19 protein-coding genes and 2 pseudogenes are annotated in these 23446 nt (G+C 68.8%); 9 read left to right on the top strand and 12 right to left on the bottom strand.

All coding sequences use genetic code 11. The features are described from left to right. Nucleotides 1-8: 8 nt before the first annotated feature. Nucleotides 9-758, bottom strand: coding sequence for a TnsA-like heteromeric transposase endonuclease subunit (locus AC07DF_RS33585; protein ID WP_402074308.1), 750 nt, complete (start codon nt 756-758; stop codon nt 9-11). 1897 nt (nt 759-2655) lie between these two features. Between AC07DF_RS33585 and AC07DF_RS33580 the strand changes: the two genes are divergently transcribed. Next, complete coding sequence (locus AC07DF_RS33580; RefSeq protein ID WP_388165623.1) at nt 2656-2832, top strand: hypothetical protein; 177 nt, start codon at nt 2656-2658, stop codon at nt 2830-2832. 33 nt (nt 2833-2865) lie between these two features. On the opposite strand, the pseudogene AC07DF_RS33575 reads toward AC07DF_RS33580, so the two are convergent. Then, nucleotides 2866-3330 (bottom strand): annotated as a pseudogene (locus tag AC07DF_RS33575) (TniQ family protein); the annotation flags it as partial. A 282-nt stretch (nt 3331-3612) separates the two neighbouring features. Between AC07DF_RS33575 and AC07DF_RS33570 the strand changes: the two are divergent. Then, a pseudogene (locus AC07DF_RS33570) lies at nt 3613-3872 on the top strand (winged helix-turn-helix transcriptional regulator); the annotation flags it as partial. 196 nt (nt 3873-4068) lie between these two features. On the opposite strand, the gene AC07DF_RS33565 reads toward AC07DF_RS33570, so the two are convergent. From AC07DF_RS33565 to AC07DF_RS33540, 6 genes are read right to left on the bottom strand one after another with little or no spacing between them, the layout of a single operon-like run. Continuing rightward, nucleotides 4069-5112 (bottom strand): LLM class flavin-dependent oxidoreductase, encoded by a 1044-nt coding sequence (locus AC07DF_RS33565; RefSeq protein WP_478979951.1) that lies wholly within the window; start codon nt 5110-5112, stop codon nt 4069-4071. Then, nucleotides 5109-5339: a tautomerase family protein gene (locus AC07DF_RS33560; protein ID WP_478979949.1), complete on the bottom strand. Its 231-nt coding sequence runs from the start codon at nt 5337-5339 to the stop codon at nt 5109-5111. Before AC07DF_RS33560 ends, AC07DF_RS33565 begins: the two co-directional genes overlap by 4 nt. Before the next feature lies 1 nt (nt 5340). Then, nucleotides 5341-6828 (bottom strand): aldehyde dehydrogenase, encoded by a 1488-nt coding sequence (locus AC07DF_RS33555; protein WP_478979947.1) that lies wholly within the window; start codon nt 6826-6828, stop codon nt 5341-5343. Further along, entirely contained in the window at nt 6821-7552 is a 732-nt protein-coding gene (locus tag AC07DF_RS33550; RefSeq protein WP_478979945.1) for an alpha/beta fold hydrolase, read from the bottom strand. The genes AC07DF_RS33555 and AC07DF_RS33550 overlap by 8 nt, the downstream gene beginning before the upstream one ends. A 9-nt stretch (nt 7553-7561) precedes the next feature. Beyond that, nucleotides 7562-8113, bottom strand: coding sequence for an amino acid synthesis family protein (locus AC07DF_RS33545; protein WP_478979943.1), 552 nt, complete (start codon nt 8111-8113; stop codon nt 7562-7564). Next, on the bottom strand, nt 8110-8724 hold the full coding sequence (locus AC07DF_RS33540) for an amino acid synthesis family protein (RefSeq protein ID WP_478979941.1): 615 nt from the start codon (nt 8722-8724) through the stop codon (nt 8110-8112). The genes AC07DF_RS33545 and AC07DF_RS33540 overlap by 4 nt, the downstream gene beginning before the upstream one ends. A 253-nt stretch (nt 8725-8977) precedes the next feature. On the opposite strand from AC07DF_RS33540, the gene AC07DF_RS33535 reads away from it, so the two are divergent. The 4 genes from AC07DF_RS33535 to AC07DF_RS33520 all read left to right on the top strand — a co-directional run bounded on the left by AC07DF_RS33535 (nt 8978) and on the right by AC07DF_RS33520 (nt 12269). Next, nucleotides 8978-10594 carry a BCCT family transporter gene (locus AC07DF_RS33535; RefSeq protein WP_478979939.1) on the top strand — a complete coding sequence of 539 codons (1617 nt, stop codon included), beginning with the start codon at nt 8978-8980 and terminating at the stop codon, nt 10592-10594. Further along, nucleotides 10569-10994: an ester cyclase gene (locus tag AC07DF_RS33530; RefSeq protein ID WP_478979937.1), complete on the top strand. Its 426-nt coding sequence runs from the start codon at nt 10569-10571 to the stop codon at nt 10992-10994. Before AC07DF_RS33535 ends, AC07DF_RS33530 begins: the two co-directional genes overlap by 26 nt. A gap of 26 nt (nt 10995-11020) precedes the next feature. Further along, a complete protein-coding gene (locus tag AC07DF_RS33525; RefSeq protein ID WP_478979935.1) occupies nt 11021-11524 on the top strand; it encodes a flavin reductase family protein in 504 nt (167 codons plus the stop codon). A gap of 97 nt (nt 11525-11621) precedes the next feature. Next, nucleotides 11622-12269 carry a GntR family transcriptional regulator gene (locus AC07DF_RS33520; RefSeq protein WP_478979933.1) on the top strand — a complete coding sequence of 216 codons (648 nt, stop codon included), beginning with the start codon at nt 11622-11624 and terminating at the stop codon, nt 12267-12269. A gap of 35 nt (nt 12270-12304) precedes the next feature. On the opposite strand, the gene AC07DF_RS33515 is transcribed toward AC07DF_RS33520, so the two are convergent. Next, nucleotides 12305-12610 carry a hypothetical protein gene (locus AC07DF_RS33515; RefSeq protein ID WP_478979932.1) on the bottom strand — a complete coding sequence of 102 codons (306 nt, stop codon included), beginning with the start codon at nt 12608-12610 and terminating at the stop codon, nt 12305-12307. A gap of 18 nt (nt 12611-12628) precedes the next feature. Continuing rightward, a complete protein-coding gene (locus tag AC07DF_RS33510) occupies nt 12629-14278 on the bottom strand; it encodes a M6 family metalloprotease domain-containing protein (RefSeq protein WP_478979931.1) in 1650 nt (549 codons plus the stop codon). Between the two features lie 643 nt (nt 14279-14921). Between AC07DF_RS33510 and AC07DF_RS33505 the strand changes: the two genes are divergently transcribed. Then, the gene (locus tag AC07DF_RS33505) at nt 14922-16901 is read left to right on the top strand and encodes a M20/M25/M40 family metallo-hydrolase (protein ID WP_478979929.1); all 1980 of its coding nucleotides are present in this window, start codon (nt 14922-14924) and stop codon (nt 16899-16901) included. Between the two features lie 52 nt (nt 16902-16953). Then, entirely contained in the window at nt 16954-18969 is a 2016-nt protein-coding gene (locus AC07DF_RS33500) for a M36 family metallopeptidase (protein WP_478979927.1), read from the top strand. A 54-nt stretch (nt 18970-19023) separates the two neighbouring features. On the opposite strand, the gene AC07DF_RS33495 is transcribed toward AC07DF_RS33500, so the two are convergent. Together AC07DF_RS33495 and AC07DF_RS33490 are read right to left on the bottom strand one after the other, a co-directional pair. Then, on the bottom strand, nt 19024-20787 hold the full coding sequence (locus AC07DF_RS33495; protein WP_478979925.1) for an ABC transporter permease subunit: 1764 nt from the start codon (nt 20785-20787) through the stop codon (nt 19024-19026). Nucleotides 20788-20793: 6 nt separating this feature from the next. Continuing rightward, nucleotides 20794-22311 carry an ABC transporter substrate-binding protein gene (locus tag AC07DF_RS33490; RefSeq protein ID WP_478979923.1) on the bottom strand — a complete coding sequence of 506 codons (1518 nt, stop codon included), beginning with the start codon at nt 22309-22311 and terminating at the stop codon, nt 20794-20796. Nucleotides 22312-22537: 226 nt separating this feature from the next. Here AC07DF_RS33490 and AC07DF_RS33485 point away from each other — a divergent pair, with 226 nt between their 5' ends. Beyond that, nucleotides 22538-23386 (top strand): oxygenase MpaB family protein, encoded by an 849-nt coding sequence (locus AC07DF_RS33485; protein ID WP_478979921.1) that lies wholly within the window; start codon nt 22538-22540, stop codon nt 23384-23386. The last annotated feature ends 60 nt before the right edge of the window (nt 23387-23446 follow it).

Here is a 23446-nt window from a genome sequence, read left to right as displayed (position 1 = left end):
TGCGGTGCTCACCGCTCAAGCCTCCGGTGTCGTTGCTGCGGAGCCAGCCGGATAAGGCTGGCGTTCCCGAACGGCACGGAGAGATCCACGCCGAGGTGCCGATTCCACAGCAAATGGATCGCGTGCGCCCGGCCGATCGCCGGCAGGCAGCAGCGCTCGACCAACTCTCCGTACGGTAAAGGCGCTTGCGCGGCCGCCTCCTGTAATTGCGCCTGGATTCCGAGCACATCTGGCAGCGGGCGCCGCTCCGCCGACAGCGCGTCCACGTTGGTCAGCACATGCTGTCGCCACCCCACCACGACGCCGTACCGCCAGCCCGCTGACAGCGCGGCTTCCGCTGCAGCGGCGAACTTCAACGCGTCTTCCGCCTTGATCTGGCCGGCCGGACGTACATCGATCAGGAAAACCCCGGAGTCAGTCACCAACAGAAAGTCCGGCGTGTGCGTGATCGCCTTCCCCTCGGCGAAGAACCTCAGCCGGAACGGCTGAGACAGGGCCTCCACGAGACCCGCGGCGAAGTCGGAGACCAGCAGCAGACACTCTTCCTCATAGCTCTCAAAGCCATGGTGCCGGTCCGTCGCCATCAGGTACTCCAGCCCCGGCCGGTGGAACTGGTCCGTGCGCCACGTGAAGCGGCGCACAGGAACGCTCCGTCCGATACTCACCTGATCCAGGCCACGCACCGGGATGGCTACCGGAGAATGGCCGAACTTCCACGTCGTCGTCCAGCGCGCGGGCCACTTCTCGTCGAGGTCCAATACCTCAACGTAGTCCGAGAATTCGGTGTACAGAAGCGCAAGGTCCTCAAGGCGACACGCATCTGACCACGCAGGACCGGGGGATGTTGCCGATCCCGAAGACCAACGCCATGTAAAACTAGCCGAGTTCATCAGTAAAAGTCTGCCCCTGACCGCCTCTGTCAGTATGGTCCAACTTGAAAGAGCACGATGACGGTACGGCGCCGTAACTCCCCTGTGACGGCTAGTTTTTGGTGTGTCACACGTACGAGTGAATGGGTGCGTGTTTCTCTCCTTCACGCCAGGAACTGGCTAAGGCAGGGGGGCCTGGAACTGCCGTCGTTTGGAGCGCGGGGCGGCGTTCTAGCCGTAACGGCGCCCGGCGCTGCCCGGCCCAGCCTGGCGAATGGGGGTTCTCACGCCATGAAGCAAGGGCCGATTGGCCGGCGCCAGCCGATCCTCGAGGTGTAGCGCCAGCCGCTCAGTGCACGGCGCCCATGAGCATGGTCGAACGGGTTGTCGTCTTGGTCGTCCCACGGGTGACCTCGGCGACGGCAACCGAAAATCGGCCAAAGGTGGGTAACCCGGCCGGTATCCCCTCGGGCGGCGGAGCGGGGACTCTGAGGCAGGGGGCGCGGCGTCACAGCGGTGCCCGCTGGCTGGCAGAGACCGCGTTGTCGGCTTGCAGTACGTCGCTCACTGAGACGTGTAGCGCATGACCTCGGTCGCAGGCGGTGGCGAGTTGACTGGCGTACTTGTCGACTCGTTGGCGGATCGTCTCGCTTGGGCCCCCTGGCGACGCTGGGCTGATGAGCCGGTGGATGACCAAGGTAAGGCTTCTTCCTCCGCTGCCAGAGCGGCGCATATCCTGGAGGATCGGACTGTGGCGGTACTCGGCTTGTGTGACGTTACTCCATATCAGGATGCCGAGTGGAGAGGGGTCTCTTTGGGTGCGCAGCGCGCGCAGTTTACGGAGGTCCTCACACATCGCGGCGTGGTCTGCTTCTGGTAGACGCCACTGGGCCATCAGCTGTCGGCGTCTGGCGTAGTTAACACGGTTCTCGCTGTGATGCCATTCCTGAGCGATGCGATCGACCACGTCCTCGAATACTGGCCACAGGTTAGCATTGGAGAACTCACGCCCCAAGACGTTGAGTGCTATCCGGGCACTTTCCTCAGGGACTCCCACGAGGAGTGCGCACTGGCGCCAGGTTGCCCTCGTGATGAGCTCAGCGAGCCTCAGTGATGCGGCCCTGCGTAGGTAGCGTTGCAACTCGCGGGTAATGTAGGGCAGCCGCCTGGTTAGGGGAGTGAAGTGCCTGTCAAAGAGTGCTTGAGGCAAGAATGCGGGAACATCTTGGATGAGGTATCGATGACTGCTCGGTGCTAGGCGAGGGTTCGCCCTGTTTGAGTGACCGTATACGCGCCGGGCTGCGGCACGGGCAAGCGAGATGGAGATATCTGTGTCGCCTAGCAGTTTGCTGACATAATTCATGCGCCGCCGGTAGGCCTCACGAGCCAGGGGCTGGACGCGTTCGTAGAGGGACGCGAGGTTTCGATCGCCTAGTAGGTTGTGGGCCGCTAGCAGGAGGGCCCCGCATTGGGCAGGGTCGGTAGGGGTGTACCGGGTATCGCGGTGTCTTTGGGGCGACGATGCGCCGCGCTGTGCGGGGGCGGGCGGCGGGACCGGTGCGCAGTGCGTGTCGACCAGCGCCGCCAGGGCTTGCGACGGCAGTAGTGCTTCCCCGACCGGCCAGCTGAGTCTGACGAGATGGGCTGCCATGACCAAGTCCGGGAAGAACGACTTGTCGGCAGGGCGAGACAACCGAGCAGGCTGCTCATTTGCTGCTAGCTCCTGATCCAACAGCTGCTGCAGAGCGAGTAGACCGCCGAGATCCTTGCTGTCCAACCTGCCGTCGTGATCGAGAACCTCATCGAGTCGTGCACCACATGCGGTGGCGGTCCTGAAGGCGCGTTTGCCGATCTGATCGGCCGGAATGTGGCGGCACTGCAGTGGATGGAGGCCTGTGACGCGCGGCAGCTTGATCAACCTGACTGTCCCCGAGCTGTTGTTGTTCGTGTTGAGAGGGTTTGAGCAGGACGGGCACACGGTGCGCAGGAGGCGGTGGTGCTGCAAGCACGCGAAGGACATCGGGAGGTGCCAGCGGATGTTCCACGCGCCGCCGAATGCAGCCTGGACCGGACTGCCGTTGCCACGAAGACACTCGGGGCAGAATCTGGTGGAAGGGTTCACCGCCCAGTTTACTAATGCGCTACGTCCCGTGAACGCTGCATCTGTCTGCACCCGCTGGAGCAGGGGGTAGGTTGAAGCGAACCGTTGCATGGTCATGGAGGCGACTTCCTCCATCCGCAGTCCAGCCGCCGCTGAGAACTGTGCTGAGACCGCAGCCGGAACAGCGCGCAAGTTGCGGTGGGCGATGGCTGTCTGGAAGGTGCCCAACCCGCACAGCTCACCGATGCGCCAGGGCGAGCGGTCCAGCCGGTAGGCGAGCCGGAGTACATACCCAGGCAGTGACTCTTCGGGGAGCGGGGCGAGACTTCGCGGGAGTACCCTGCGTGTCGGATGAGTCATCGGTTCGACCCCGCAGCCGGGCTGGTGTCATCGAAGGCCGCAGTACGCTTTTTCTCTGTGCGGAGATGTACACCGTCGGTACAGCACTGCGACTCGCACAGAAGCATCGCGTGTTCGACAGTCCCGCCCGCAGGGAGCGAGGCGAGCCTCAATCGCTTCGTCTTCATGGCGCACAGCATGCTCTTGCCGGAGTGCCCCGACCATCGAACAGCAGAATTCGAAGTAGAAGTCGCGGATTCAGAGCTTCGATGTGCAGACCGCAGCAGTTGCAGTCCTGATCCGCGGCAACTTCAGCGCGCATCGATGGAATCTCTCAGCGGATGCTGACGCTGACCGTGCGCCGGCTGGAACGCGACGGGCTGTTAATTCGGACCGTCTACCCAACCGGGCCTGCCCAGGTCGACTACCGACTCACCGAGACCGGCGCAATCCTGACCAACCTCGCCAAGGCACTGGCCGACTGGTCGCTCGAGCACCGAGACACCATCGCCCATGCCCGCCAGGCTTACGACGCGCAGCATCCCGACAACGAGATCCGATAACCAACGGCGTCAACAACGTCATGACCCGCAACACGGCGACACGCCCCGTGACCTGCGCTGTACCAAAGTGCCAACTATCTCTCTGATTCCGTATCTCCAGCCGCTGAAGGTAATTGGCCTCAGCGCAGGTCACCAGCGTTGCCTTGTGCCAACTATCGATCCTGGTCACAACGAATGCGGTGATGGTGGTATCGACTCACTGGAAGGCCGGTACGACTTCCTTGATGAACAGTTCCAGGGACGTGCGCTTCTCCTCGTGCGACAGGCTGGTGTCGATCCAGAAGCTGTACTCGTCGACGCCGAGCTCCTCGTAGGCGCGCAGCCGCTCGATGATCTCGGCGGGGGTGCCGATCATCGCGGTCTTGTGGAGCGACTCCGGCAGGAACTCCGGTCGGTCTTCGAACTTCGACTCCGGGCTGGGCGGCAGGAACCCGTTCTGCGGTGTGGTCCTGTTGCCGAACCAGGCATCGAAGGTGCGGTAGAAGCGGTTGATCGCCTCCGCGGCCGGGCGCCAGCCGTCGGGCTCGTCGGGAGAGTGGACATGGGTGTGCCGCAGCACCATCAGGTCGGGGCGTGGCACCTCGGGGTGGTTGGCCACCGCGGTGTCGAACTTGGCCTTGAGGGCAACGACTTCCTCGTCGCCCTTCATCAGCGGCGTCACCATGACGTTGCAGCCCTGCGCCACCGCGAAGTCGTGGGAGGCGGGGTCGCGGGCGGCGATCCACATGGGCGGGTTGGGCTGCTGCACCGGCTTGGGGACGCTGGTCGAGGTCGGGAACTGCCAGATCTCACCGTCGTGGGCGTAGTCACCCCGCCACAACGCCCGTACAGCCGGTACCAGTTCGCGCAGATGCTTCCCGCCGTCGGCGGCCGGCAGCCCGTCCGCCAGCCGGTCGAACTCGAACTGGTAGGCACCCCGGGCTAGTCCGACCTCCATCCGGCCGTTGCTGATGACGTCGAGCAGCGCGCATTCACCGGCGGCCCTGAGCGGATGCCAGAACGGGGCGATGATGGTCCCGGCGCCCAGGCGGATGGTCGAGGTCTTCGCGGCCAGATGGGCGAGCAGCGGCATCGGGCTGGGGGAGATCGTGTACTCCATCGTGTGGTGCTCGCCGATCCACACGGTGGCGAACCCGCCGGCCTCGGCCATCAGGGCCAGCTCGGAGAGGTTCTCGAAGAGCTGCCGGTGGCTGACCTCCTCGTCCCAGCGCTCCATGTGCACGAACAACGAAAACCTCATGACTGCTCCTCGTGTGCTGTGGGAACCGAGGCGCCGGCGGCGTCCAGCTCGGTGAGGGTGACGTCACCGGTGGCCCAGTGCGTCCGGGGGACTTCGTGGACGACGACGCGGATGTACTCGGGCCGGGTGTCCACGGTGCGCAGGACCGCGCTGTGCACCTCGTGCATCAGCTCCCGGACCTGCTCCGGGGTCCGGCCCTCGGCGAGGGTGATGGCGACCTGTGGCATGTCAGCTCCGCATCGTGAACGGGTCGGCCACGGGCTCCTCGCTCGTGTTGATCCAGACGCTCTTGAGCCGCGTGTACTCCTTGATGGTCTCGGTGCCGTGCTCCACGCCGACGCCGCTGGTCTTGAAGCCCTGACGCGGTGACATCGGGGACATGGCCCGGTAGGTGTTGACCCACACGGTGCCGGCGTCCAGACGTGCCGCCATGCGATGCGCCCGGGAGAGGTTCGTCGTCCAGACGCCGGCCGCGAGTCCGTAGTCGGTGTCGTTGGCCAGACGCACGGCCTCGTCCTCGGTGTCGAACGGCATGACCGCAAGGACGGGGCCGAAGATCTCCTCCCGTACGACGCGCATGCCGTTGTCGACGTCCACGAGGACGGTCGGTTCGTAGAACCAGCCGCCGAGGCCGCCGTCGGTGGCCCGGCCACCGGTCAGCACCCGGGCGCCTTCGTCGCGGCCGAGGTCCACGTACCCGGCGACCTTGTCGCGCTGGTCCTCGAAGGCCAGCGGGCCGAGCTCGGTCCTCTCGTCCAGGGGGTCGCCGATGACGATGGTCCGGGCGCGCTCCGAGACCCGCTCGAGAAGCTCGTCGTAGACGGACCGGTGCGCGAACACCCGGCTTCCCGCGATGCAGGTCTGCCCGGCGGCGGCGAAGATACCGGCGACGACGCCCATCGCCGCGTTCGCGATGTTCGCGTCCTCGAAGACGATGTTGGGCGACTTGCCGCCGAGTTCGAGCGTGGAACCGATGAAACGACTCGCCGTCGCGGCCGCGATACGCGCCCCCGTGGCGGTGCTGCCGGTGAAGGAGATCTTCGCGAGGTCGCGGTGGTCGACCAAGGCCTGTCCTGCCTCGGCACCGAACCCCGTGACGACGTTCACCGCACCCGGCGGGAAGCCCGCTTCGAGTGCCAGCTCGGCGAGTCTGAGCACCGTCGCCGAGGTGTACTCCGAGGGCTTGATCACGACCGTGTTGCCTGCGCAGAGCGCGGGCGCCAGTTTGCTGCTGGTCAGCGTCAGCGGGGAGTTCCAGGGCGTGATCGCCCCGACCACGCCGAGGGGTTCGCGGGCCGTGTAGTTGAGTACCTGCCGGTCGGAGGTGGGGATGAAGTCGCCGTGGATCTTGTCGGCCAGTCCGGCGTAGTAGTGGTAGTACTCCGGCAGGGTGGCCAGCTGCCCGCGCATTTCGCGCAGCAGCTTGCCGTTGTCCTGCGTCTCCATGCGGGCCAGCTCTTCGGCGTTCGCGGCGATCAGGTCGCCCAGGCGCCGCAGCAGGTGTCCGCGCCGTGTCTGGCTCAGGTCGCGCCAGCGCGGATCCTCGAACGCCTTCCTCGCGGCGGCCACGGCTTTGTCGATGTCGGCGGCGTTGCCGCGCGCGGCCCGGTAGAGGACCTCGCGGGTGGCCGGGTTGCTGCTCTCGAAGTACTCGCCCGACATCGGCTCGGCCCATGTCCCGCCGATGAAGTGCCGCGACGTAGTGAGGTCAGACATGTGCGCACTCTCCGATGAAAGTGGTGAGGCAGTCGGCGAACGCCTCGGGGCGCTCGACGGGCAGCATGTGACGCGCCTGGGGGATGACCACCGCGCGGCAGTCGGGGAGCGCCGCAGCGAGCCGGTGGGTCATCTCGGGGGTGGACCCCGGATCGTTCTCGCCCGTCACTGCCAGCGCGCGGACGGCGATGGCGGCCAGGTGCGGTGCGAGGCCGGCGTCGGCCGTGGCGAACACGCGGTAGCAGTTGAGGAAGGACGCGATGTCGTTGGCGAGCAGAGTGGCCTCGGTGCGGGCCACCAGCTCGGGGCCGACGTCGGTCCCGTCGTACCAGCGCTTCAGGGACGCGGCCGCGCTCGCCGGGAAGTCGGTCTCCGCCGTGCGCAGCCGGTCCAGTACGGACGCCCGCTCCTCGGCCGTACGCTCGCACACCGCACTGACCGAGGTCAGCGTGGCCACCAGCTCCGGGCGGTGCAGCGCCACCTGCTGGGCGACCAGTGCGCCCAGCGAGAATCCGACCAGGTGCGAACCCGGCGGGATCTCGTCGACCACGCCGTCGGCGAGGTCGGTGAGCGTCACCCCGTCGCTCGCCGGCGGGTGGGTGCCGTGGCCCGGCAGGTCGGGGGTGAGCACGGTGAAGCGGTCGGCCAGGAGTACGGCGGTGGGCTCCCACATGGTGTGGTCGAGCCCGACGCCGTGCAGCAGCACCACGGTGGGCTTGCTCATGGACGCTTCCTACTGCTCGGTGGAGAGCGGCGCCAGGCGCTGCTGGGGGCGTCCCTGGGCGGCCGCGGCGAGCGCGACGACGATCTCGTTCGGGTGGGGGGCGTCGCTCAGCCTGACCTCGACGGTCTGGTGGTGGGAGCGGATCGTGGCGTCGGTGATGTGCTTCAGCGGGATGTCGAAGACCACACCGGCGGGCCCGCGCTTCTCGACCGCGGGCAGCAGGGTGGTGGCGTTCGCGGCCTTGCGGAAGTGGTCGCCGAACTTGAGCGTGTGGATCAGCGCCGAGCCGTGCTCGATCTCGCCGTCCAGGCCGACGATGGCCGCCTTCCCGTACGCCTCGGCGGGGGCCTCGAGAGCGTCGAGCACCGCCGGGGCCAGCAGCGCGCCGAGGCCCGAGGCGTTCGCCTCGATGCCGGGATTCAGGTCCTCGACGAAGCCCTGACCGGCCCAGGGGTTCTCGATCACCGCTGCGACGACGGCGATCCGGGCGGGGCGGCCGACCGCGCGACCCCCTTCGGTGCGGATCTCCTCGACGACGGTCACGATCTTGCGGACGCTCATGAGGGAACAACCTCCAGAGTCTCGGTGGTGACGACGGGGTCGGTCATACGGTCCCCGATACGGGGGTGCGGGCGCGGACCCGTCGACGCGGCGGCGATGACGACGATCTCGTCCGGGCGCGGGGCGTCGGAAACGCGGGCGCTGATGGTCTGGTAGTGACTGCGCGTCGCGGCGTGTGTCTTGTGCCAGAGCGGGACGGTCAGCGTCTCGCCGGCCTCGGCACGCGTGTCGGCGAAGCAGATGATCGACTCGCCCTGGAGGAACTCCCTCACCAGATTGCCGAAGTACGGAGTGTGGATGAGGGCCCCGGCGTGCTCGATCTCGCCCGCCGTACCGACGATGGCAGCTTTGCCGAACGATTCGATCTCGTCCACGCCACCCAGGCAAGCGATGAGCCGATCGGTCAGCAACCTGGCCAGAACCGGGGCGATGTGCCCCTGCGCCATGGACAGATCAGCCGATGGGCCGGTGCCCACCCACGGGTTCCGTATGACCGCGGCGACGCTGGCTCGCCGCGCGGGCTGAGCCGGTCCCTCGCCCGCCTCGGTCAGGACGACGTCGCGGTAGAGCACGAGCTTCCGGAGACCGATGCTCTCGTCAGGATGTGCCATGCGCTCTTGCATGGCACAGGACGATAGGCATCGTCTTTCTGGTTGGTCAAGAGGTTGAACGAGAGGGCTCTTCTGTGGTCCCTCTCTTTTTGTTGGGCCCGGTAGTAGGCCCTTGAGCTGCACTTATTGTTGGTGTTCACGGTGGCAGCGCGATTCCGCGGTCCGAACCCTTGACGCTCCATCGACGCCGTGCCTTACTGCTGCTTGTATGCCAGACCAGGTGGCCATCGGCCCCGCGGACCCAAGGAGTTACATGTCCAGTCACCTTGGAACGGGCGCGGAAACGGCGCCCGCGACGCCGTCGGGCAGCGGTGAGCAAAGCGCCACGGACGGCACCGGCGGCGCCCCCGACGGCGGCGGCAGACTCGGTTCCGTTTTCTGGAGTTCGATCGGCATCTCCGCGATCTTCGTGGCCTGGGCGGTCCTCTTCACGGACAACCTGAACAAGGTCACCAACACCTCGCTGAACTGGGTGACGGCCACGTTCGGCTGGTCCTATCTGGTGGTCACGCTCGCCATCCTCGTCTTCCTGGTGTTCCTGGCCTTCAGCCCCGCCGGCGACATCCGGCTGGGCAAGGACACCGACCGCCCCGAGTTCTCGACGCTCACCTGGTTCGCCATGATCCTCAGCGCGGTCATGGGCATCGGACTGGTCTCGTACGGCGTCGCCGAACCGATCTCCCACCTGGCGACGCCACCGCACGGACTCGCCGAGCCGAACACGCCGGCGGCGGCGGTGCGCGCCCTGCAGTACTCCTACTTCGACTGGGGCCTGCACGCCTGGGCGATCTTCGCCGTCTTCGGTCTCGCCATCGCGTACTCGACGTGTCGCAAGGGCCGGCGCACCCTGGTGAGCCAGTTGTTCGTGCCGCTGCTCGGCGACCGCGTGAACGGGCCGATCGGCAAGGCGATCGACGTGCTCGCCGTGTTCGCGACGCTCTTCGGCACCACGACGTCCCTCGGCCTGGGGGCCCTTCAGGTCAACAACGGTCTCGGCAAGTTGTTCGGGATGCCGGTCAACTCGGTGAGCCAGGTGCTCATCATCGCCGCCGTCACATCGATCTTCACGCTCTCGGCCGTGACCGGGGTCAGCAAGGGCATCAAGTACCTGAGCCAGGGCAGTTCACTGCTGGCGATCGCGCTGTTCGTCTTCATGCTGATCGTCGGCCCGGCCGTGTTCCTCGCGAACCTGTACATCGAGTCCGTGGGCCAATGGGCCACCGACTTCTTCCGGATGAGCCTGCAGGGCACCGCCTTCGGCGGGCTCCAATGGATGCAGTGGTGGACCTACTTCATGATGGCCTGGTGGGTCTCCTGGGGCGCCTTCGTCGGTGTCTTCCTGGCACGGATCTCGCGGGGCCGCACCATCCGCGGCTTCATCATGGGCGTCCTGGTCGTCCCCAGCGTCGTGTTCTTCACCTGGTTCACGGTCTTCGGGGGCACGGCGATCCACGTCGACATGTTCGAAGGCGGTGACATCGCCAAGCAGACCGCGGCCGACATCAACAGCGCGTTCTTCGCGACCCTCGACCACTTCCCGCTGGCCGGCGTCACCTCGGTGATCGCGATCATCCTGGTCGTGATGTTCTTCGTGTCCGGCGCGGACGCCAACACCTACGTGCTGTCCATGATGACCTCCGACGGATCGCTCACCCCGCGGCGCCCGGTGCTCATCCTCTGGGGTGTCCTCACCGGCGTCACCGCCGTCGTCCTCATGCTCGCGGGCGGTCTGAACGCCCTGCAGAACACCGTCATCGTGACATCCCTGCCGTTCCTCGTGATCATCGCCGGCCTGGCGGTGTCCTTCTGGAAGGAACTGAGCACGGACCGAAAGGAGAAGACCGGTGTCACACCCCGAAGCTCGTCGTGACCTCATCGAGAAGGCGTGGACCGCGGCCTGGGGCGAGGGCGACGCCGACGCCCTCGACACCCTGCTGAGCCCGGACTACCTCCGCCGCACCAGCGACCCCCACCCGCTGGACCTCGATGCCTTCAAGGCCTCGATCGTCTCTACCCGGGCGGCTTTCCCGGACCTCGTCACGACCATCGACGAAATCGTGGTCGAGGGCGACAGGGCCGCGATCCGCTGGCACAGCAGCGGAACCCACGTGAACTCGTTCCTCGGTGTCCCTCCCACCGGGCGACACGTCGACGTCAGCGGCGCCACCTTCGCCCGCTTCGACGGGGACCGGATCGTCGAGGAGCACGTGACGTGGGACCCCCGGGCGCTGCTCTCGGCGCTGGGTGTCATCCGCGTGGGACAGGACTGACGATCAAGATGACTAGGAGCAACTCCATGGCCCCGCTCGCCTCGAAGCCCGACCTCGACGTGATGAAGCAGGTCAACCGGCAGTTCGTCACCGGTGTCACGGTCGTGACCGCGATGGACGGAGAGACCCCCCGCGGGCTGGCCGTCAACGCGTTCTCCAGCATCTCGCTCGACCCCGCCACGGTAATGGTGTGCGTCCAGTGCACCTCCTCCACCCACGACTGCCTGTTCCGGGCCGACCACCTCGCGATCAACATCCTGTCCACCGATCAGCTCGACGTCGTCGGCACGTTCGCGAGCAAGGCCGCCGACAAGTTCAGCGACGTGGAATGGGAGCAAGGCCCGTTCGGCAGCCCGCTGATCGCCCGGAGCAGCGCGCGGATGGAGGTCGAGATCCGTGAGCGGCTGCAGGCCAGCACCCACACGGTGTTCATCTGCCGCGTGGTGCACGCCGAGGCCGCCGCGAACCCTCCCATGGTCTACAGCGCCGGTAAGTTCTTCGACGGTGGCGCGCTCGCGCCGCTGGGATGACCGGCGGGCGGCTCGGGAGACGGAGGAGGGTTCGGTGAATCGCGCACAGAGCGAACCGAAGTGGGGTTCCCCCCGGCCGAAGGGTGGGGGAGGGTCGATGCAGGCCAGGGTGATCGCCGAAATGCGCCGGCGGATCATCAAGGGAGACATCGAGCCCGGGGCTCCGCTGTCGGAGTTCGCCCTCGCGGAGGAGTTCGGCGTCAGCCGCACCCCGGTACGCGAAGCCCTCAAGCAGCTTCAGACCGAAGGGCTGGTCGAGATCCGGCCCCGCGTCGGGACGTTCGTCACCACCCCCTCCCGCCGTGAGATCACGGAACTCTTCGAGATGAAGGAACTCCTCGAGGGCGCGGCCGCCCGCCTCCTCGCCCGGCGCGGCCGCGTCACGGAGATCGACCTGCTCGAGCGGAACCTGCGCGAGGCCGACGAAGCGGTGGACCGGGACGATCGGGAGCGGTACGCGGAACTGGTCCAGGAGTTCCACGACTTGCTCATCGCGGGTGCCGACAACAGCAAGTTGGAGGCCCACTACCGGATGCTGATGAATCAGCTGGCCTATTCCCGGCTGGTGAACACGTCGCTGAGCCGGCCGGGCCGTGCCCTGCAATCGGATCGTGAACACCACCTCGTCCTGGAGCTGATCATGGACAAGGACGGCGACAGCGCCGAGCACGTGATGCGTGAGCATGTCAGGGCCAGCCGCCGTGCGCTGCTGGCGGGGCTGCCCATCAGCTCTGGTGCCGACTAGCGATCCTGGTCACATCGACCGGTCCGGCCCGGCGCCTACCCGGGTTCGACGACGAAGTCCCCGGGCGCCGGACGGCTCTCGGCGGTCACTTGTCCCGGTCCCGTGACCCGGGCCCGCAGCCGGATGGTGTCGCCGGGTTCCGCGTCCACCAGCAGTTCGGTGCGGACTGCCAGTTCGAGGCGCTGCCCGACTTGGCGGGACAGCAGGTCGGCGTAGCCGGGCACCGCCCTGGCATCGAGGACCCGCACCACCGCCTGGTCCCAGCCGGCCAGGCGGTGGCCAGTGTCCTTGGAGAGCAGCCGCACGGTCAGGACGGTACGGTTCTCGATCACCTGGACCATGGCGTACCGCCCTGCCGTTCAGTCGCTGCGCGGGGTGCCGAAGCGGGGCATGCGGCCGGGCACGGCGCCGCCCCTCCCGTCGGTCGGCTCACTGCCGGCCGGGGCCGAGTGAGTGATCTCCCTCAGATAGGCCTCGACGGTCTCCCACGGATACCGCCGTACCGTCCGCTCCAGGCCGGCCAGGCGTTGCCGCAGGTCGTCGAGGTCCCGGGCCAGTCCGGACGGTGCGAGTTCCGCTTCCCGGGCTCGGGCGCCGGCGGGGACCCCCGGGGCCTGGACCGCAGGAGCCGCACTCACCGAGACGGACGCCGTGATGAGGGTGCGGCACTCCGAGATGTCCGTGATGGACACCCCCGTGGGCACTCCGTCGTACGACACGGAGCTGGGCCGGCTGGTCGGGGTGAGGGAGGTGTTGGCGCCGGTCCCGGGATACGGGTCGCCGGCGTCGCCGCGGTTCCTTCCCTCCTCCAGATCGTTCTGGTTGTCCGCTTGGACGAGACCCACCAGGTAGTGCGGTTCGGCGGTGTTGTCGGGCTGGCCCTCGTCGATGTGCCAGGCGAGCAGGCCGTGGCTGGGCAACGAGTCGTCGTAGCCCATCTGTTGACGGTTCTCGAGCAGGAAGTACTCCTTGCCCGGCTGTCCGTCGGTCCATACCCGGTGCACCTGATGGCTGACCTGCACGTTGGGCAGCGTGAGGGTGCCGTTCTCGGTGACGTCGACCTGGTCGACCCAGCCCTGCCGGAGCTTGCACCAGGCGGACGGATGCGTCGGGATCTCGCCTCCGCCGCCCCACGAACCACCGCCCATCAGGCACCAGTTGCCGACACCTTCGGAGCTTCCGTCGGCGTCGTACAGGTCGGGCAGACCGAACAGCAGGTGTCCCAGCTCATGGGCGCAGACGCCGATCCTGGCGTCCTCGGGGACGGTGAGGTACGCGAAGATGCCGGCGCCGTCGGCGTGGAGGGTGTTGGGCAGGACCCACTTGTGGGACCAGATGTCGCCCGGGTCGAGGGTGGCCTCACCGCCGGGTCCGGAGTGGATCACCATGAAGGCGTCGACGAATCCGTTGCCGTCGTTGTCGTAGGGCGCGTAATTGACCAGCGGATCGGCCGATATCGCGGCATCGCGCGCCATGAGCTGCGCGCGGGGCACTCCGGTCGGCCTGCCGATACCGAAGTTCCCGTTCGCGTACCAGGACAGTTCGTGTGGCAACCGCACCGGACCGATGATCTCGCCGACGATGTCGACCAGACCGTGGCTGACCTCCCGGAAGTAGTCGCGCACACTGCCGTTCTGCAGCTCGTTCTCCGAGAAGAAGAGCTTCTCGAAATGCTCCTTGCTCGCGGTCATCTCCTTGTCCGGGAAGTCCACCAGCACGGCGACCACCCGGACCGTACCCCTGAGCGGGGCACGTTCGGCAGCCGCTCTGCGGAGGGCTCCGGAGGGGGTGCCGGCCGTGAACATCTCTGGCGGGAGAATGATGTTGTCGTCGAACCCGGGCACTCGCGGCTGTCCGCTGGGCACGAACTGCCGGGCCATCGGCAACTCACCCCGGAGCCTTTGCAACTCCTCGTTCATCCTGTCCCGCGCCTCCGGACTGGGGCAGACGGCGCAGAAATCCGACCACACGGCGGCCGCGGCGCTCCTGCGTACTGGGATTTCAGTCATGATATTTCTCCTGCCGCTGGTAAAATCGCGCTCTTTTCCCCCTTCTCCAGTAGGTGCGCTGCGGAGGATTCTGTCAAAGCGATCTCGTTTTTGATTGAAGCGCAAATTCTTGAACCGGCGACAAAGATGCGTGGGGTCCATTCCTTCTGGCGCGGGAAAATCAGCCAAGCGCGGGAAAGGTAATACTGCTGTCCGTGCTCTCATTTCCCTAAGGTGTCTCTTCGCATCCCTTCACCGAAAGGAAAGGTGGAAATGCCCGAGCCGATTCCGCCGGAGAATTGGAGTCGTCGTCGACCACTCCAGCGTACGGCGGACGTGCCCCATTCCGGCGGGCACGAGCACGGCGCGTACGAGGCCCCGAGCGAAACGCCCGCCACCGCGCCGGCGCCGAGCACCGGGACCCGGAGTCGGGCGCGCTCCGTAGCTCTTTCAACTGTCCGGAGTTGAACGGCATTCGCCTACACCCCGGGATGCGAGCGCGCAACCGAAGGCGGACGATGGAGAGGTGGGGGCAGGTCCGTGCGGGGCCTTCACAACGGTTCCCCTGTCGCGATCCCCACCTTTGCGAACGGCCCGTGCCACCCGGGACGTTCACTCGGTCACGTGCCGATTCCGGACCGGTTCACTGCGTGGAGGCACCGAAATGTCCGTGCTCTTCTTCGACATAGAAGCGACCCTGGCGGATGCCCGGGAGGAGGCGGACGGGTCCCTGACGTTGCTGCCACGACCTCGCGTTCTCGCCGTGCTCGACACCTTCCCCGACGTCCCCCGGGGCATCATCTCCAACCCGGGCTCGAGCGAAGGCGCCGCGGAGCGGGCCGCGTCAGCCCTGCGGGAGGCGTTCCCCGGCCGGTTCGCCAGCGACGCGCTGATCCACTGGGGCCCCAAGAACAGCCGGGAGATCTTCGACGAGGCGGTGGCCGGCACGGCGGGCGAGGGAGTCCCTGCCTCCGCACCCGGCGAGTGCGTCTTCGTGGGCGAGGACCACCAGGAGCGCGCGTTCGCCGAGCAGGCGGGGCTGCGTACCGCCGCCCACCCCGTGTTCACCGGCGCCGCCCTGGAGAACCGGCCCGTGCTCTGGGCCCGCATCGAACTGCCCGAGGACCGGGGGCTGCCCGCGCTGGAGACGGTCGCGAACCACACCGAGGTCGTTCCCGTGCACATCGCCTCCGCGCGGCTCGTGCTGGCCATGGCCAGCATGCGCGGAGCAGCCGCACTCGAGCAGGCCGGGTTCGCGGTCGACCTCCGGGGGCCGGTGGAGGACACGGCGGCCTTCCTGATCCGCGACGACCGCCCCCTCACCACCGGCCAGGGCTTCGCGGACGCCCCGGACAGGGCGACGACACGCGCCACGTCCGCCTTCGGCGTCGTCGCCGGCGAACTCGCCGCCCTCGAGGCACCGCCCCTCCTCCCGCTGGGCGCCGCGCCGGGCGGTGTCTACGTCGCCGCACCCGCGGGCGCTCCGATCGAGGACGTCCACCTGCCGGGCGCGAAGCCCGGCCACACCGAACGACTGCTTCCGGACCCGGCGCTCCTGTCCCGCCCCGGTGAGGCACGTGCGGCGCAAGGCCGCGCCGCGGGCCTCACGGAAGGCCCGGCGGAGCCGGGTCCACCCGCGCCGGCAGCCGGTGACGGCCACCCCTCCCCGGAAACGGTCGCCGCGGTACGGGCGGCCGTGACCCCCGACGTACTGCGCGGTCATGTCGCGCGCATCTCCGGCGTCGAACCGCTCAGAGACGGCGGGGCGCTCCTGGTCCGCAGCCGTGACGCCTCCGCCGCGGACAACCCCAAAGTCGTCGAGGCACTCGCGGACCGCTTCCAGAACCTCGGCATGACGGTACGACTGCACCGATTCCGGTGGCGCGGAAGCCGGTTGTTCAACGTGGAGGCCGAGCACCGTGCGGCCGGGGCGGACTCCACGGTGCTCATCACCGCGCACTTGGACTCCACCGCCTCCAGCGGCGAATTCGTCGACGAGAGCGGCGCCCCACGCCCCTACGACCCCGCTGTGGACCCCGCACCGGGCGCCGACGACGACGGCAGTGGAACCGCCGCCGTCATGGCCGCGGCCGAGTGCCTGCACGACCTGCTCGCCGAGGGCAGGACACCGACCAGGAACGTACGCTTCGTGCTCTTCAACGCCGAGGAACAGGGCCTGGTCGGCAGCAAGTTCTATGCGCGGGCCGCCGCCGCTGCGGACGACCGTATCGCCGGTGTCTTCCAGATGGACATGATCGCGGGTCGCCAGGAGGGCAGCGCACCCACCGTCGAGATCCACGCCGGCTCCTCGGTGCCGGGTCCGGTCGTCGGAGCCTCCGACGCGCTGGGCGCTCTCGTCGCGGACACCCTCCCCGCCATCGACCCCACGGTGACCGTCCAACAGCTCACGGGCCCCGGCGATCCGGCGATCGGACGGAGCGACCACGCCAGCTTCCATGAGCGGGGGTGGGCGGCCATCGCCGTCTCCGAGGACATTTTCGCTCCGGACGGCGGGCCCGGTACGGGCACCAGGCAGTACCACACCCCGGGAGACACGCTCACCGACCGAGATCACAGCCCGGAGTTCGCGGCCACGGTCGCCCGCTCCGTAACGGCGACCGCGCTCACCCTCGCGGGCCTGTAACCCACAGGACAGCAGAAGCCGGGCTTCGCGCCCGGTGACAGGAGCAACCGTCATGACACAGCTGATCGACAAACGGGACATGGATTACGACCGGCTCGCCCGGGTCCAGGGCGCCGAGGCGTTTCTCGCCGAGACCGATCGCGTGGCGGAGTCGGTGCACCACACCCTCATCGCCGACGACAGCAAGGTCAACCGCTTCACCGGGCACCTGACCGAGCTGCGGGTGGAGGGCGCACCGGCCGGCCTCGCCGAACGGGCGGGCGCCGAGTCCGCCGACGGCGACTACATCGCCCGCGCCAAGGAGTACCTCTCCTCGGTATCGGGGGCGATCGGGTTCGCCGCCGGAGAGCCCGCCGAGTTCGAGGCCGACCCGAAGGTGACGTCCACGAGCGGCGGCATGCGCGTGGTCAGCCTCCAGCAGACACTCAACGGCATCGACGTATGGGGCATGGCCCCCAAGGTGTGGCTGCGTGAGGACGGCACGGTCGACAGGGTCGTCGGGGACACGGCGAGCGTGCCGGGCAGCGTGCCCACGATGCCGGTGGTGCCGGTCGAGGCAGCTCTCGCCGCAGGTGCCGCGAAGGCCGCCGCACCGGTCACGATCGAAAGTCCCTTCGGTGACGACGCCCTCCCGGCCCTGGACATCTCCGCCGGCTTCCGCCGGCTCAGCTCCCAGGCGCGCAACGACCAGCCGATGACCTTCGACCAGGGCGCCTTCGACGAGGCGATCCCCGCCCGGCTCGTGTACTTCTACATGGGCGACGCCGTCCGGCTCGCGTGGTCGTTCAGGTTCTCCCGCGCGAGGGGTGCCGTGCAGTACCACGCGCTCGTGGAGGCCGACGAGACGACGCCGGACAAGACGGCACCCCAGGTCCTGTATCTCCAGGACCTGTCGAACCATGTCATCGGAGGCGTGGTGGTCCGGCAGAACCCGGCCGAGACCGGATTCGCGCTGGCCTCCTTCCCGCTTCCCCTGAGCGACTACCCGGTCAAACCGCCGCCGGCGCCGACGCCCGGACTCTTCGGACCCTGGGTCACGCAACAGAACGGGCATGTGGCGACCGTCGGGAACAACGTCGAGGCCGTCGACGGCGTCACCGGCAAGAGCTTCGAGGTCGACCTCGACTCGGCGGGCAACGCGCTCTTCGCCCCGGACCCCGACACTCCTGAGCAGCTGATCACCAACGTCTTCTACGGCTGCAACTACATGCGTGACTTCTTCGTCATGCTCGGCTTCACGGAGGAGCACGGCAACTTCCAGACCGTCAATGTCTCGGGCCTCGGCCATGGCGCCGACCCGGTCCGCGCCTTCACGCATCCCGTGGCGATTCCGGGCACCGCCACCATGCTCACCCGAGCCGACGGTCTGGCGGCGGAGATGAACATGGGGCTGGTCGAACGGACCGGCAGGCACACGGCCCTGGCCATGGACGTCATCGTCCACGAGGCCACGCACGGTACGACCAACCGGCTCGTCGGCGGGCTGCACGATGCCAACGGCCTGCGAGAACCGCAGTCCCGGGCGATGGGCGAGGGCTGGTCGGACTACTTCGCGCTCACCATTTTCAACTTCTTCCGCGAGCACGAGCACACCGTGGTCGGCGACTGGGTCATCGACGACCCGGGCGGCATCCGTCAGCGACCGTACGACGACCGCTACCCCGGTGACTTCGGGGACATCGGACAGGTTACGGGCGGACTCGACTACACGAGGATTCACAACGTCGGCGAGATCTGGTGCGCCGCGCTCATGGAGATGACCCGCCGGATCAGCGCGGAACTCGGCGGCAGGGAGCGCGGGTACCGGGTGGCCTGGCAAGCCGTCGTGGACGGGCTGAAGCTCACCCCGAAGAATCCGTCGTTCCTCACCGCCCGTGGCGCGGTCCTGCGGGCTCTGAAGGACCTCAAGGGCAGCTCATTCACCGAGGCCGAGTACCCCGGGGTGCGCAATGCGGCCTGGGGATCCTTCGCCCGGTACGGCATGGGCTTCGACGCCTTCTGCCCCAACACGTCCTTCATCGGCTGCCGGGCCGGCACCAAGCTGCCTCCGGCCGGACACGAGGACTGAGGCGGTCCAGCCGGTCCAGCTGTTCCAAGGGGCCTTGTCACATGACGCCTGGCGCTAACTGCCCTGCGTGCCCTTCTCCCGCCCCACCGCGCTGCCCGTCACCGCCAGCACGGAGAGCACCACGAGCGCGGCGGCCGGACCCAGAACGGTCCAGGGGGCCAGTTCGGCGTACGGCTGGTTCTCGGACAGGAGCCGGCCCCACTCGGGGGTGGGCGGCTGTTCGCCGAGGCCGAGGAAGCCGAGCGAGGCGAGGACCAGGACGGTGGTGGGCAGCCGGAGCAGGGCGTTGCGCAGCAGGGCCGGGATCACCGCGGGGAGCAGGTGGCGCCGCAGCAGGTGCGTCCGCCCCGCCCCGAGCGCGGCGGAAGCGGCGATGTGACCGCTTGCCCGTTCCTGTTCGACAAGCGCGGCGGTCTGGGCGGCGTAGGGGCTCCAGCCCACCGCGCAGACGGCGCAGGCCGCTCCCCACACCGACGGGCCCATCACGCCCGCGATCAGCAGGCCCGAGAGGACGGCGGGCAGCGTCGACACGACCTCCGTCGGACCCGCGCTCGCCCGTGGCGCCATGCCCAGCAGCAGTCCGGTGACGGCGCTGAGCGCGGTCACCGCGAGGGCGACTCCCGCCGTGCGCACCGCCCCGTGACCCAGCCGGGCCAGCAGATCCCGGCCCAGAGCGTCGGTGCCCAGGGGATGTTCGGGAGAGGGTGACAGCAGCCGCGCCGTCGTGTCGACCGCCAAGGGGTCGCGCAGGAGGCCCGCCGTGACCAGGGCCAGCAGGGCCAGCGCACAGACCGCGCTGATCCAGCGCAGGGAGCGCGGCGCGACGAGCGGGGGCCTGTGCAGCGCCGGCAGGGCGCCGTCGCGCAGGGGACGGCCGAGGAGCGCGTGGCGCAGGGCCCGGATCAGGACGCCGGCGCTCACGCCGAGCAGGACCAGGGCCAGGGTCGCGGTCTGCAGCACCGGGAGGTCCTGCGCGACGGCGGCCTCCAGGGCGAGCCGGCCGAGCCCGGGGATGTTGAAGATCTTCTCCACCGCGACCGCGCCGCCGACCAGCGCCACGACGGTCGGCAGCAGTTGCGGCAGCATGCCGGGCAGGGTGCGGCGCAGCGCGTTGCGGGCGATGTGGCCCGGCGGGAGACCGACGGCGTATGCCGTGCGCGCCCACGGTTCGTGGAACGCGGCGGGCAGCGCGTGGTCGAGCAGCCCGCCCAGCATCGCGCCCGAGGGGATGCCGAGGGCGAGCGAGGGCAGCACCATCGATCGCGGCCCCTCCCAGCCGCTGGACGGGAACCACCCCCACCAGACCCCGCCCACCGTGGCCAGCACCGAGGCGAGCAGGAACTTCGGCAACGCGGCCAGCACAGCGGCCGTCGTACCCGCCCGGTCCTGACGCAGCCGGCGCCGGGAGCCGAGGAACACCGTGCGGGCGCACACCAGCGCGGCCACCACGGCGGTGACCACGGACGCGCCCAGCATCAGCGTCAGGGACACCGAAAGGGCGGTCCCCACCTGCGGCATGACGGCTTCCCCGGACACCCACGAGACGCCCGCGTCCCCGCGCGGCAGGCCGCCCAGCCAGTGCCCGAGATGCGTGAGCGGCCCCTCGTCCAGACCCAACTGCTCCCGTACGACGGCCAGTTCTGCCGGTGTCGGGTTCTGGTCGGCGGAGCGGGCCCGCAGTACCGTGCGGGCCGGGTCCGCGCCGGTCAGCCACGGCAGCAGGGCCACGGCCCCGAGCAGCGCGACCGCGGCGAGCACACGGCCGGCCGCCGCCGGCCAGAGGGACGGGCGGGCGGCCGGGGTGCGGGCGACGCTCATGCGGGGCTACTTGACGCGCGTGTCGATGTCGACGAGAGAGCGCTCGCGCGGGTCGAGGATCACGCCCTCGACACCGGACGCGATGCCCTGCACGGCCTGCTCGTGGACCAGCGGCACTACGGCGTCGGTGCGCAGGATCTCCGCCTCCGCCTTCATGATCTTCTCCTGGCGGCGCTCCGTGTCGCGCTCGGCGGCGGCGGCCCGGATGGCCTTGTCCACCGCGGCGTCCTTCAGGCCGGGGATGTTGTAGACGCCCTCGCTGGTGAAGTCGCTGGCGAGGTAGTCGACCGCGTCACCGGTGTCGAGGAGCGTCACCCGGGAGAAGACGAGGGCGTCGTACTTGCCCGCGAGGAGGTCGGCCTCCATCTGCGTGTACTCGCGCACGTCCTGCTTCACCGTGAACCCGGCCTTCTCCAGCTGCTGCTGGAGCACGGTCGCGGCCTCCGGGAGCTCGGCCCGGTTGGTGTAGGTGGCCAGCCGCAGGGTCCTGCCCTTGGACGCGGACTTCACCTGGGAGGTGGTCGCGGGCTCAGTGCGCCCGGACACCTTCACACGCTTGTCGTCGGCCCACGGGACGGCGGGCCCGAACAGGCCCTCGGCGGGGTCGGCGTAGCCGCCGAAGACGGAGTCGACCAGCGCGGAGCCGTCCACGGCCTCGCGGGCGGCGGCGCGCAGCGGGGCGTCGGCCAGCAGGCCGCTGCCGGTGTTGAGGATCAGGCTGTCGGTGCGCACCGAGGGCACCTCGTGCCGGGTGTTCTTGTCGAGCAGCTTGGCCTGGGCGGTGGGGATCCACTCGGCGATGTCGGCCTCGCCGCCGCGCAGGGCGTTGGCGCGGGCGGTGCCGTCCGCGATCCAGCTGACGTCGATGCCCGGCGCCTTCGCCTTGCCGCCCCAGTAGCCGTCGAAGCGGGTGAGCGTGGCCTTCGCCTTTCCGCTCAGCCGGGTGATCTCGAACGGGCCGGTGCCGGTGCCGACGGGGCTGACGGCGCCGTCCTTCGCGTACGCCTTCGCCGACAGGATCGCCAGCGCGGGGCTGGCCAGCCGCAGCGGCAGCACCGGGTCGGGCGACTTGGTGGTGAGGGTGACGGTGTCGGCGTCCTGGGCCTCGGCGGTGAGGGCCACATCGCTCAGGACGCGGGGCTTGGGCTTGGCGCGGCCCGCGTGGTCCAGCGCGTCGACGACGGACCGGGCGGTGAGTTCGGTGCCGTCCTGGAATCTGGCCTTGCGCAGTTCGAAGGTCCAGGTGGTGTCGCCGTCCTGCTTCCAGGACTTCGCCAGCGCGGGCTTGGCCGTGCCGTTCTTGTCGAGGGCGGTGAGGCCCTCGGCGACGGACAGCTTGCTCAGCACGGTGGCGTCGTTGCTGTACGGGGAGAGCGCCTGCACCGGCGGCACGGCCAGCGCGACCCGCAGCCGGCCACCCGATCCGGCTCCGGCGCCCTCGCCGCTGTCGCTCGGTGCGAAGCAGCCGGCCAGCAGAGGGGTGAGAGCGAGTGCCGCTATGAGGCCGCGGGAGGTGGTGCGCATGTCGAGTCCTGTCGTGCGGGAGGCCGGGCATGCCGCTGCGGCCCGGTGCGGGCTTGATCGGCGGCGCCAGCCTATAAGGGCAGCCTTACCAAACCCTTAACCGGGTGGGTGAAATCTCAACGACTGGACAGTCCTGCCGCCGGCCGGGGCCGCTGCCCGGGTGTTCTCGCGGTGTCGACCTGCCGTTCGAGCTGTGTCATCGTGGGCGCCGGGCGGAGGTGAGTCGATGACCGGCGCGGACCCGGGGCTGTTCACTCCTGATTCGGTGACCTGGCAGATGCACGGCGACCCGATGATGTGGATCGCCGGCATCCGGGCGCTCTACCTCCAGGCCCTGCACCCGCGCGCCGTACGCGGAGTCATGCAGAACTCCGACTTCCGCCGCGACGCCTGGGGCCGGCTGATGCGCACCGCGCACTTCGTCGGCACCACGACGTACGGCACCACCGAGGCCGCCGAGCGGGCGGGCGCCCGAGTCCGGAAGATCCACCGCATGCTGACGGCGACCGACCCGGACACCGGTGAGCGCTACGGCGTCGACGAACCCGACCTGCTCCTGTGGGTCCACTGCGCCGAGATCGACTCCTATCTGCACGTGCTGCGCGAATCCGGGTTCCGGCTCACCGACGCCGAGGCCGACCGCTACATCGCCGAACACCGCCAGAGCGCACGCCTGGTGGGACTCGCCCCGGACGCCGTGCCCGCCGACCGAGCCGAGCTGGCCGCCTACTTCGACAAGGTGCGCCCGGAGCTGGACGCCGGGCCCGAGGCACGCGAAGTGGACGACTTCCTCCTCCATCCGCCGACGCACCCTCTCCTGGTACCGGTGCGCGAGGTGTTGTGGCGGCGCGTGGCACAACTGGCGTACGCCTCTCTGCCGCCGTACGCCCACAAGCTGTACGGCAGACCGGCCCCCGCACCCGCCACAGCCGCCCGGCAACTGCGCCTCACCGGTCTCTTGTTGCGCCGGATTCCCGCACGTCTGCGGTGGCAACTCCCGCCCAAACACATCCTGCGCGCCATGGCGAGGCTCGGCCCGGACGCGCGCCCGGCACCGTACAAACTCGGACGATAGGCCGCCATACTGAGTGGGCCAGTGGGAGGAGCGAGCGAACAGCTACCGGGGGGAGCGTCG

It is taken from the genome of Streptomyces sp. NPDC044719 (assembly GCF_056433405.1).
This window is presented reverse-complemented; position numbering and strand designations above follow the sequence as displayed.

Excerpts from the sequence above, each read along its gene's own strand:
- AC07DF_RS33565 (WP_478979951.1), bottom strand. The coding sequence starts at position 5,112 with ATGAGGTTTTCGTTGTTCGTGCACATGGAGCGCTGGGACGAGGAGGTC.
- AC07DF_RS33560 (WP_478979949.1), bottom strand. The coding sequence starts at position 5,339 with ATGCCACAGGTCGCCATCACCCTCGCCGAGGGCCGGACCCCGGAGCAG.
- AC07DF_RS33555 (WP_478979947.1), bottom strand. The coding sequence starts at position 6,828 with ATGTCTGACCTCACTACGTCGCGGCACTTCATCGGCGGGACATGGGCC.
- AC07DF_RS33550 (WP_478979945.1), bottom strand. The coding sequence starts at position 7,552 with ATGAGCAAGCCCACCGTGGTGCTGCTGCACGGCGTCGGGCTCGACCAC.
- AC07DF_RS33545 (WP_478979943.1), bottom strand. The coding sequence starts at position 8,113 with ATGAGCGTCCGCAAGATCGTGACCGTCGTCGAGGAGATCCGCACCGAA.
- AC07DF_RS33540 (WP_478979941.1), bottom strand. The coding sequence starts at position 8,724 with ATGGCACATCCTGACGAGAGCATCGGTCTCCGGAAGCTCGTGCTCTAC.
- AC07DF_RS33535 (WP_478979939.1), top strand. The coding sequence starts at position 8,978 with ATGTCCAGTCACCTTGGAACGGGCGCGGAAACGGCGCCCGCGACGCCG.
- AC07DF_RS33525 (WP_478979935.1), top strand. The coding sequence starts at position 11,021 with ATGGCCCCGCTCGCCTCGAAGCCCGACCTCGACGTGATGAAGCAGGTC.
- AC07DF_RS33520 (WP_478979933.1), top strand. The coding sequence starts at position 11,622 with ATGCAGGCCAGGGTGATCGCCGAAATGCGCCGGCGGATCATCAAGGGA.
- AC07DF_RS33515 (WP_478979932.1), bottom strand. The coding sequence starts at position 12,610 with ATGGTCCAGGTGATCGAGAACCGTACCGTCCTGACCGTGCGGCTGCTC.
- AC07DF_RS33510 (WP_478979931.1), bottom strand. The coding sequence starts at position 14,278 with ATGACTGAAATCCCAGTACGCAGGAGCGCCGCGGCCGCCGTGTGGTCG.
- AC07DF_RS33505 (WP_478979929.1), top strand. The coding sequence starts at position 14,922 with ATGTCCGTGCTCTTCTTCGACATAGAAGCGACCCTGGCGGATGCCCGG.
- AC07DF_RS33500 (WP_478979927.1), top strand. The coding sequence starts at position 16,954 with ATGACACAGCTGATCGACAAACGGGACATGGATTACGACCGGCTCGCC.
- AC07DF_RS33495 (WP_478979925.1), bottom strand. The coding sequence starts at position 20,787 with ATGAGCGTCGCCCGCACCCCGGCCGCCCGCCCGTCCCTCTGGCCGGCG.
- AC07DF_RS33490 (WP_478979923.1), bottom strand. The coding sequence starts at position 22,311 with ATGCGCACCACCTCCCGCGGCCTCATAGCGGCACTCGCTCTCACCCCT.
- AC07DF_RS33485 (WP_478979921.1), top strand. The coding sequence starts at position 22,538 with ATGACCGGCGCGGACCCGGGGCTGTTCACTCCTGATTCGGTGACCTGG.